Origin of the sequence: Streptomyces sp. HSW2009 (assembly GCF_040240285.1) — a bacterium.
Lineage (GTDB): Bacteria > Actinomycetota > Actinomycetes > Streptomycetales > Streptomycetaceae > Streptomyces.
In genome coordinates this window covers 1-9564 of the sequence record NZ_JBEHZD010000296.1, presented here as the reverse complement: position 1 = coordinate 9564, position 9564 = coordinate 1, and the positions used below count along the sequence as shown (strand labels likewise).

The 9564-nt window shown below is 73.8% G+C and carries 6 protein-coding genes; 1 reads left to right on the top strand and 5 read right to left on the bottom strand.

Features of this window, described 5'->3' with window-relative positions:
- Positions 1-100: 100 nt before the first annotated feature.
- The 5 genes from AAHZ94_RS20990 to AAHZ94_RS20970 all read right to left on the bottom strand — a co-directional run bounded on the left by AAHZ94_RS20990 (position 101) and on the right by AAHZ94_RS20970 (position 8309).
- A complete protein-coding gene (locus AAHZ94_RS20990; RefSeq protein WP_349994525.1) occupies positions 101-2230 on the bottom strand; it encodes a 3-hydroxyacyl-CoA dehydrogenase NAD-binding domain-containing protein in 2130 nt (709 codons plus the stop codon).
- On the bottom strand, positions 2227-3441 hold the full coding sequence (locus tag AAHZ94_RS20985; RefSeq protein ID WP_349994524.1) for a thiolase family protein: 1215 nt from the start codon (positions 3439-3441) through the stop codon (positions 2227-2229). Before AAHZ94_RS20985 ends, AAHZ94_RS20990 begins: the two co-directional genes overlap by 4 nt.
- Positions 3442-4475: 1034 nt before the next feature.
- Positions 4476-5750: a ribonuclease D gene (locus tag AAHZ94_RS20980; protein ID WP_349994523.1), complete on the bottom strand. Its 1275-nt coding sequence runs from the start codon at positions 5748-5750 to the stop codon at positions 4476-4478.
- A 484-nt stretch (positions 5751-6234) separates the two neighbouring features.
- Complete coding sequence (locus AAHZ94_RS20975) at positions 6235-6897, bottom strand: LuxR C-terminal-related transcriptional regulator (RefSeq protein WP_349994522.1); 663 nt, start codon at positions 6895-6897, stop codon at positions 6235-6237.
- Positions 6898-7643: 746 nt separating this feature from the next.
- Positions 7644-8309 (bottom strand): DUF3000 domain-containing protein, encoded by a 666-nt coding sequence (locus AAHZ94_RS20970; RefSeq protein WP_349994521.1) that lies wholly within the window; start codon positions 8307-8309, stop codon positions 7644-7646.
- Between the two features lie 91 nt (positions 8310-8400).
- On the opposite strand from AAHZ94_RS20970, the gene hemE reads away from it, so the two are divergent.
- A complete protein-coding gene (hemE, locus tag AAHZ94_RS20965; protein ID WP_349994520.1) occupies positions 8401-9477 on the top strand; it encodes a uroporphyrinogen decarboxylase in 1077 nt (358 codons plus the stop codon).
- Positions 9478-9564 lie beyond the last annotated feature (87 nt).

The window sequence follows — 9564 nt, the reverse complement described above, 5'->3', positions numbered from 1 at the left end:
CCCCCCCCCCCCCCCCCCCCCCCCCCCCCCCCCCCCCCCCCCCCCCCCCCCCCCCCCCCCCCCCCCCCCCCCCCCGGTCAGGTGGCGGTGGCGCGTCGTGCTACTGCGGGACGCTCGCCAGGCCCGGGGCCAGGAAGCGCTTGCCGATGACCCGCTCGGAGACTCCCGTACGGTCCAGGTACGGCGTGATGCCGCCCAGGTGGAAGGGCCAGCCGGCGCCGGTGATCAGGCACAGGTCGATGTCCTGCGCCGCCGCGACCACGCCCTCGTCCAGCATCAGGCCGATCTCCTGCGCGACGGCGTCCAGCACCCGCTCGCGCACCTGCTCCTCGCTCAGCACGGTGTCGCCCTGCTGGAGCAGCGCGGCGATCTCCGGGTCGAGTTCGGGGGTGCCCGAGTCGTGCACGTAGAAGCCGCGCTTGCCGGCGGCCACGACGGCCTTGAGGTTCGGCGAGACCGTGAAGCGGTCGGGGAAGGCCCGGTTCAGGGTCTCCGACACGTGCAGGCCGATCGCCGGGCCCACCAGCTCCAGCAGCACCAGCGGGGACATCGGCAGCCCGAGCGGCTCCACGGCGCGCTCGGCGGTGGCGACCGGGGTGCCCTCGTCGATGACGTTCTGGATCTCGCCCATGAAGCGGGTGAGGATGCGGTTGACGACGAACGCCGGGGCGTCCTTGACCAGCACCGCGGTCTTCTTCAGCGTCCTTGCGACGGCGAACGCGGTGGCCAGCGACGCCTCGTCGGTCTGCTCGGCGCGCACGATCTCAAGGAGCGGCAGGATCGCCACCGGGTTGAAGAAGTGGAAGCCGACGACCCGCTCCGGGTGGGCGAGTGAGGAGGCCATCTCGCTGACCGAGAGCGATGAGGTGTTCGTGGCCAGGATGGCGTGCTCCGGCACGACCGCCTCGACCTCGGCGAACACCTTCTGCTTGACGCCCATCTCCTCGAAGACGGCCTCGATGACGAAGTCCGCGTCGCCGAACGCGGCGGCCTTGTCCAGCGAGCCGGTCACCAGGCCCTTGAGCCGGTTGGCCTGGTCCTGGTTGACCCGGCCCTTGAGCAGCAGCTTGTCGATCTCGCCGTGGACGTACGCGACGCCCTTGTCCACCCGCTCCTGGTCGATGTCGGTGAGCACCACCGGCACCTGGAGGCGGCGCACGAACAGCAGCGCGAGCTGCGAGGCCATCAGCCCCGCGCCGACCACGCCGACCTTGTTCACCGGGCGGGCCAGCGACTTGTCGGGGGCGCCGGCAGGTCGCTTGGCGCGCTTCTGCACCAGGTTGAACGCGTAGATGCCGGACCGCAGCTCGCCGCCCATGATCAGGTCGGCCAGCGCCTGGTCCTCGGCGTCGAAGCCCTGCCGCAGGTCGCCGTTCTTGGCCGCGGCCATCAGGTCCAGCGCCCGGTAGGCGGCCGGCGCGGCGCCGTGCACCTTGGCGTCCGCGATGCCCCGGCCGCGCTCGATCGCCCGGTCCCACGCCTCGCCGCGGTCCACGTCGGCCCGTACGACCTCGGTGTCGCCGCGCAGCACCGACGCGGTCCACAGCAGCGACTGCTCAAGGAAGTCGGCGCCGTCGAAGATCGCGTCGGCGATGCCCAGGTCGAACACCTGGGCGCCCTTGAGCTGGCGGTTCTGGTTGAGCGCGTTCTCGATGATGACGGTGATCGCGCGGTCGGCGCCGATCAGGTTCGGCAGCAGCGTGCAGCCGCCCCAGCCGGGCACCAGGCCGAGGAAGACCTCGGGCAGCGAGAACGCCGGCAGCGCCCGCGAGACGGTGCGGTACGTGCAGTGCAGGCCGACCTCGACGCCACCGCCCATCGCCGCACCGTTGTAGTACGTGAAGGTGGGCACCGCGAGCTGGGACAGCCGCTTGAAGACGTCGTGCCCGCCCTTGCCGATGGCCAGCGCGTCCCGGTGCTCCGTCAGCAGCTCGACGCCCTTGAGGTCGGCGCCGACGGCGAAGATGAACGGCTTGCCGGTGAGGCCGACGCCGACGATCTCGCCGTCCGCGGCCTCCCGCTCCACCTGGTCGATGGCCGCGTTCAGGTTGGCCAGCGACTGCGGGCCGAAGGTGGTCGGCTTGGTGTGGTCGAAGCCGTTGTCCAGGGTGATCAGCGCGAACCGCCCGGCCCCGGGCAGCTCAAGGTGGCGTACGTGCGCCTGCGTGACGACCTCGTCGGGGAACAACTCGGCCGCGCCCCGCAGGAGTTCGGTGGTGCTGGTGCTCACTTGCCCTCCCAGTGGGGGTTCTCCCAGATGACCGTGGCGCCCATGCCGAAGCCGACGCACATGGTGGTGATGCCGTACCGCACCTGCGGCTGCTCCTCGAACTGCCGGGCGAGCTGCGTCATCAGCCGCACGCCGGAGGAGGCCAGCGGGTGGCCGAAGGCGATGGCGCCGCCGTACTGGTTGACCCGCGGGTCGTCGTCGGCGATGCCGTAGTGGTCCAGGAGCGAGAGCACCTGCACCGCGAACGCCTCGTTGACCTCGAACAGGCCGATGTCGTCGATGGTCAGGCCCGCCTTGGCGAGCGCCTTCTCGGTCGCCGGGATCGGGCCGACGCCCATGACCTCCGGCTCCACGCCCACGAACGCGTACGAGACCAGCCGCATCTTCACCGGCAGGCCCAGCTCGCGCGCCACGTCCTCGGCGGCGATCAGCGAGGCGGTGGCGCCGTCGTTGAGGCCGGCCGCGTTGCCCGCGGTGACCCGGCCGTGCGGGCGGAAGGGGGTCTTCAGACCGGCCAGGTTCGCCAGCGTGGTGCCCGGGCGCATCGGCTCGTCGGCGGTGGCCAGGCCCCAGCCGGTCTCGCCGCCCTCCGGGCTGGTGCGCCGGATCGAGATCGGCACCAGGTCCTGCTGGATCTTGCCGTTCGCGTACGCCTTGGCGGCCTTCTCCTGGCTGCGCACCGCGTACTCGTCGGCCCGCTGCCGGCTCAGGTGCGGCAGCCGGTCGTGCAGGTTCTCCGCCGTCATGCCCATGAACAGGGCGGACTCGTCCACCAGCTTCTCGGCGACGAACCGCGGGTGCGGGTCCACGCCCTCGCCCATCGGGTGCCGCCCCATGTGCTCCACGCCACCGGCGACCACCACGTCGTACGCGCCGAAGCTGATCGAGCCGGCGGTGGTGGTCACGGCCGTCATGGCGCCGGCGCACATCCGGTCGATGGAGTAGCCGGGCACGCTCTGCGGCAGCCCCGCCAGGATGCCGGCGGTGCGGCCGAGCGTCAGGCCCTGGTCGCCGATCTGGGTGGTGGCGGCCACGGCCACCTCGTCGATCCGCTCGGGCGCCAGCGTGGGGTTGCGGCGCAGCAGCTCCCGGATGCACTTGACGATCAGGTCGTCAGCGCGGGTCTCGTGGTAGATGCCCTTGGGGCCCGCCTTGCCGAACGGGGTGCGGACGCCGTCGACGAAGACGACTTCCCTAGCGGTACGAGGCACGTTGGCTCTCCCTCTCATTGTGTTCGCTCGCCACGGGGTACGGCGCGACCGATGCCGCCCGGCGGACCCGGAGCCCGCACGGACCGGCGGCCGGCGAACCGCCGGAGCCGACGCGCGACCCGGGACGGCCCGCGGACCGGGCTCCCCGCTGCGACATCGGAGCACCCGCCGGCTCGCTCACCTCACGGGGCTGGCCGGATACACGGGGCAGGTCACCCGGCAGAGCTCACCGCAGGCGTAGCGGCGGGGCTCACACCGCCATGCTACTTACGGGTAACCAGGCTGCCCAGCCCCTGCGGGCTAAGCGGCGTAGATCACACCGGGGATTCTTCCGGATCGGCCCGGTGGGCTTCGTGGCTGCTGCCGGGGTGCGGCGGGATCGCTCTCGGGGGCGTTCCGGGATCGCTCCGGCATCGCCCGGGGACCGCTCTCGGACGGCGCCCCGGGGTTGTGTCTCGGGCGCCTTTCCGGAGCGCCCTGGGATCGCTCCGGGGGCATGGCTCGGATGCCCTTCAGGATCGCCTCAGGATCGCCCCGGTGGTGGCTCCCGTACCGCCCGGGCGGTGTGACGGGGGCGTCGCGAGGTGCAGCAGGGCCGCTGCGGGGCCGGGATGCGGGCCGGGCGCTGCGGAGCGCGTGCCGCGGTCGCCGGCCCGGCGGGGTGGGCCAGGCGAGCGGGCCGACGGGGCCGGCTGAGGGAGCCGGCCGAGTGGGCCGACCGGGAGCCCCACCCTGCGAGCGGGCCGGCCGAGGGGGTCGGCGGAGGGCACTGACCGTGGGGGCCGCCCGGGCGGGGCACCCGGGGCCGGCCGGCGGCGAACGCTGGCAGCGGGAGTCGTCCGCGCAGCCAGTCGAGCAGGTCAGCCGAGGACGCGGACCGAGCAGCCATCCGCACGGGCCACCCACGCGGGCCATCCGCGGGGACCATCCGCGCAGGCCAGCCGCGGGCACGAGCCACGAGGGCCATCCGCCCGGGCCAGCCGCGGGCACGAGCCACGCAGACCGGTCGCGGGGGCTGCCTATACGCGCGTCACTCAGGCAGCCGTCGCGAGCAGCGCCTTGGTGAGGGCCGGCGTGACCAGCTCGATCTGCCAGGGCCTGGCCCCGTACCCACCGAGCACCGAGGCGACGCTCTCCGGCGTGGCGTTCGCCGGCGGCTCCCAGCACAGCCGGCGCACCGTGTCGGGGGTGATCAGGTTCTCCTGCGGCAGGTTCAGCCGCTCGGCGATGGCGCTCACCGCGGAGCGGGCCGCGGCGAGCCGGGCGGCGGCGGCCGGGTCCTTGTCGGCCCAGGCGCGGGGCGGCGGGGGGCCGTTCAGCGGCTGGCCGGGCTGCGGCAGCTCCGTCTCGGGCAGTGCGCGCGCCCGCTCGACGGCCGCGTGCCACTGCTCCAACTGGCGGCGGCTCATCCGCTGCCCGAACCCCGGCAGCGCGGCCAGCGCACGGGGCGTCGTCGGCAGCGCCAGCGCGGCCTCCACGATCGCGCCGTCGCCGAGCACCTTGCCGGGGGAGATGTCGCGCCGCTGCGCCACCCGGTCTCTGGCCTCCCACAACTCCCGCACCACGGCCATCTGCCGGCGCTTGCGCACCTTGTGCATGCCCGAGGTGCGCCGCCAGGGGTCCTTGCGGGGGGCGGCCGGCGGCGCCGCGGCGATGGCCGCGAACTCCTGCTGCGCCCACTCCAACTTGCCCTGCTCCGCGAGCTCGGTCTCCAGCGCGTCGCGCAGGTCCACCAGGAGCTCCACGTCGAGCGCGGCGTACCGCAGCCAGGGTTCGGGGAGCGGCCGGGTCGACCAGTCGACCGCCGAGTGTCCCTTCTCCAGGGCGTAGCCGAGCACGTTCTCGACCATCGCGCCGAGCCCCACCCGGGCGAACCCGGCCAGTCGGCCCGCGAGCTCGGTGTCGAAGAGCCGCTCCGGGACCATGCCTATGTCCCGCAGGCACGGCAGGTCCTGGGTGGCGGCGTGCAGCACCCATTCGGCGTCCGCGATGGCGGCGCCGAGCTCGGAGAGGTCGGGGCAGCCCACCGGGTCGACGAGGGCGGTCCCCGCCCCCGCGCGGCGCAACTGGACCAGGTACGCGCGCTGTCCGTAGCGGTAGCCGGAGGCGCGCTCGGCGTCCACGGCCACCGGCCCCGAACCGGCCGCGAAGGCCGCGATGACCTCGGCGAGTGCGGCGGAGTCGGCGGTGACCTCGGGGATGCCCTCGCGCGGCTCCAACAAGGGGACCGCTGCCGATGGGCTGTCCGGGGGGCCGCCCCCGGTGGTTCGCAGTGTCGTCTTAGCTGCGGCTTCTTGGGCGTCGGTCACCCATCAAGGGTATAGCTCGCACCGGTCGATGACCTGCCCTGATTCCACACCCTGGGCGATCACCTGGGACCACCACGCTCAGTAGTCCCTAAGCCCACACCAAGGGGCCATTTCCGGCATCCCTGCTTACCGTCCCCGACCAGCGCGAAGGCGCGGAACGACCGCCCGCGCCCGCCGTCCGCCCGACTGTGGACGCCTCGCCCGGAAGCCTGGTGTGCCACTTGTATGCATCTGGTGCACCTCTAGTACGCCACTGGTGCACAGCTCGTGTGCCGGTCGTGCACTGCTCATGTGCTGGTCGCGTACGGATCGCGTGCGAGCCCGGGCGCTCCGCGCGGCCGTGGCGTGGCCGCGGGGTCGGGCCGGAGCGGGCATGGCACGCGCCCGCCGGCGGGACCTTGCCGTCGACGGGCGCGGGGCTCGTGCGGGGAGCGCCCCCGGTGGCTGGGGCGGTGGGCGTGCGGGAGGGGAGTGGGGCTCGGGGTCAGTGAATGATGCCCGTGCGGAGGGCGACGGCGACCATGCCGGCCCGGTCGCCGGTGCCCAGCTTGCGGGCGATCCGCGCCAGGTGGCTCTTGACGGTCAGCGCGGACAGGCCCATGGAGACGCCGATGGCCTTGTTGGACTGGCCCTCCGCCACCAGCCGCAGCACCTCTACCTCGCGTCCCGACAGTTCCCGGTAGCCGCCGGGGTGGCCGGGGGCGCCGGGCGGGCGGCGGTGCAACCGGGCCGCGGTCGCGCCGACCGGGGCGGCGCCGGGCCGGCCGGGGAGGCCGAGGTTGGTACGGGTGCCGGTGACCACGTACCCCTTGACGCCTCCGGCGAGGGCGTTGCGGACGGCCCCGATGTCATCGGCGGCCGACAGGGCCAGGCCGTTGGGCCAGCCCGCGGCGCGGGTCTCGGAGAGCAGGGTGAGCCCCGAACCGTCGGGGAGGTGGACGTCGGCGACGCAGATGTCGCGCGGGTTTCCGACTCGGGGGCGGGCCTCCGCGATGGACGACGCCTCGATGACGTCCCGTACCCCGAGCGCCCACAGGTGGCGGGTCACGGTGGAACGGACTCGGGGGTCGGCCACGACGACCATGGCCGTCGGCTTGTTCGGGCGGTAGGCGACCAGGCTCGAAGGTTGCTCAAGAAGAACAGACACCAGGCCTCCTGGAGGGAGTGGCGAAGCGGACGCCGAGCTCGGGGGGATAAGCGGGGCGTTCCGTGCGGGAAGGGTCATGTGATCCTTCGGCAGCTCAGGTGCGGGGCTTTAGAGAGCGATCGTGGAATGTTTGGTAACAATTGAGAAGAAAAATGGACTAGATCCCTAAATGTCGAACTCGCCGGCAGCGAGTCGGGCGTGGCGGAGCCGGGTGGTACGGGGAGGGCGCGCGACGGCGCCCGCATGCCGTCCGGCGTGCGGTCCGCCGGGCCGCGGGGACGGCCGGGGCCGTGGGAACGCCGCAGCCGCCCGACGGGTGCGCTGCGGCGGACGACCGGGCGGCGGCCGGGGCGGCTGGCGTGGCTCGGGTCGTACGGAGAAGGCCGCGCGCCCCCCGCCCGGTGCGTACGCCGCGTACGCCGTGCGGCGGCCGGTGGGGAGGCGACGACGGCGGCTCGCCGCGTCGTGACGGTGGGGCTGCGCGGCCCCGTCGGCCGCCGTCCCGTTCGCCCCGTACGAGGGCTGCCCGCGGGTCGTACGAGCGCCGTACGGGGGCTGCCGCCCCGGCCGGGCCCCACCGCCACACAGTTATGCGGGCCGCAGCAGCTACGACCACCGCAGCCACGACCACCGCAGCCACCGCGCCAGGGCCCGCAGGCCGGCAGGCCAACCCGAGTGCAGGTCGTCCCGCGGGCGGCTGGTGGGTCGGTCGGTCGGCGACGGAGGCCGCCGGAGTCGTGGTGGAGTCAGCGGGAGAGCGGGCCGCGGCGCTGCGGGAGGGTGACCACGCTGGGGTCGCCGCTGCCCAGCGGGGGCAGGCCCGCGATCTGGCAGAGCAGGTCGCCCCAGGCGGAGAGGTGGGCGGCGGTGTCGGGCACCGGGGCGAGGACGCCGCGCCGGTCGGGCTCGCCCGGGTCCGATGGGGTCCACGAGGCGCGGATCTCGATCCGGGTGGAGGGTTCGCGGTCGGCGAGGCCGCCGAAGAAGTGCGACCCGGCGCGGGTCACGGTGCCGCTGGGTTCGGAGTACGCGACGCCGCGCGCCGACAGCGCCCCGGTCAGCCACGACCAACACACCTCGGGCAACAGCGGGTCGGCCGCCATCTCCGGCTCCAGCTCCGCGTGGACGAGGGTGACCATGCGGAACGTGCCGTGCCAGGCGTCGTGCCCGGCCGGATCGTGCAGCAGGATCAGCCGGCCCTCGGCCAGCTCCTCGTCGTCGACGACGACCGCCGCCTCCAACGCGTACGAGAACGGCGCCAGGCGCCGTGGCGGTGGCGTCGGATCGATCTCCAGCTCGGGCCGTAGCCGCGCGTCGCGCAGCCCGGCGACCGCATGCCGGAACACGAGCGGGGTGCCCTCCCCGTCCGCGCCGTCCGCACCGTCAGCGAGGTGTCCGTGAGCCGCAGCCATGCGGGGAAGACTAGGCGGAGATCGGAGCTGGGTCGGGTAGGAACACCCGCATGGGCGGGTCACTCGTTCGGCCCGTGCGAAGATTTGGGACATGAGCGCCAACTCCCGGCCGACGAGCCAGCAGCAGACCGACCGCACCGCTGCCCACGACTCCGCGTTCCTGCGGGCGTGCCGGAGGGAGCCCGTTCCGCACACTCCGGTGTGGTTCATGCGGCAGGCGGGCCGCTCGCTGCCGGAGTACCGCAAGGTCCGCGAAGGCACCGCCATGCTGGACTCTTGCATGCGGCCCGACCTGGTCACGGAGATCACGTTGCAGCCGGTGCGGCGGCACAACGTGGACGCGGCGATCTACTTCAGCGACATCGTGGTGCCGCTCAAGGCCATCGGCGTGGACCTGGACATCAAGCCGGGCGTCGGCCCGGTCGTCGAGCACCCCATCCGTTCGCGGGCGGATCTCGAACAACTTCGGCCACTCACGCCCGACGATGTGAAGTACGTCACTGAGGCCATGGGGATGCTCGTCGGAGAGCTCGGTGCGACCCCGCTGATCGGCTTCGCGGGCGCGCCGTTCACGCTCGCCAGCTATCTCGTGGAGGGCGGCCCGTCCCGCAACCACGAGCACACCAAGGCGCTCATGTACGGCGACCCGGAGCTGTGGGCCGACCTGCTCGACCGGCTCGCCGACATCACGGCCGCGTTCCTCAAGGTGCAGATCGAGGCCGGCGCGAGCGCCGTGCAGCTCTTCGACTCGTGGGTGGGCGCGCTGGCCCCGGCCGACTACCGCAGCTCGGTCATGCCCGCGTCGACCAAGGTCTTCGAAGCGGTCGCCGATTACGGCGTGCCGCGCATCCACTTCGGCGTCGGCACCGGCGAACTGCTGCCGCTGCTCAGCGAGGCGGGCGCGGACGTGGTGGGCGTGGACTGGCGGGTCCCGCTGGACGAGGCCCACCGCCGCATCGGCCCGGGCAAGGCGCTCCAGGGCAACCTGGATCCCGCCCTGCTCTTCGCCCCGCGCCGCGCGGTCGAGGCGGCGACCGACGAGGTCCTGTCCGCCGCCCGCGACCTGGAGGGCCACGTGTTCAACCTGGGCCACGGCGTGCTCCCCGACACCGACCCGGACGCGCTGACCCGGCTGGTCGCGTACGTGCACGAGCAGACGCAGCGCTAGGCGCAGGGGGCAGGAGCCCCAGGCGTACGGGTACGGGCTCGGCCCCCCCCCCGGCAGGGGGGGGGGGGCCGGCCCCGGACCCCCGCC

Coding starts and splice junctions, on each gene's coding strand:
- AAHZ94_RS20970 (WP_349994521.1), bottom strand. CDS start 8,309: ATGGCTGCGGCTCACGGACACCTCGCTGACGGTGCGGACGGCGCGGAC.
- hemE (WP_349994520.1), top strand. CDS start 8,401: ATGAGCGCCAACTCCCGGCCGACGAGCCAGCAGCAGACCGACCGCACC.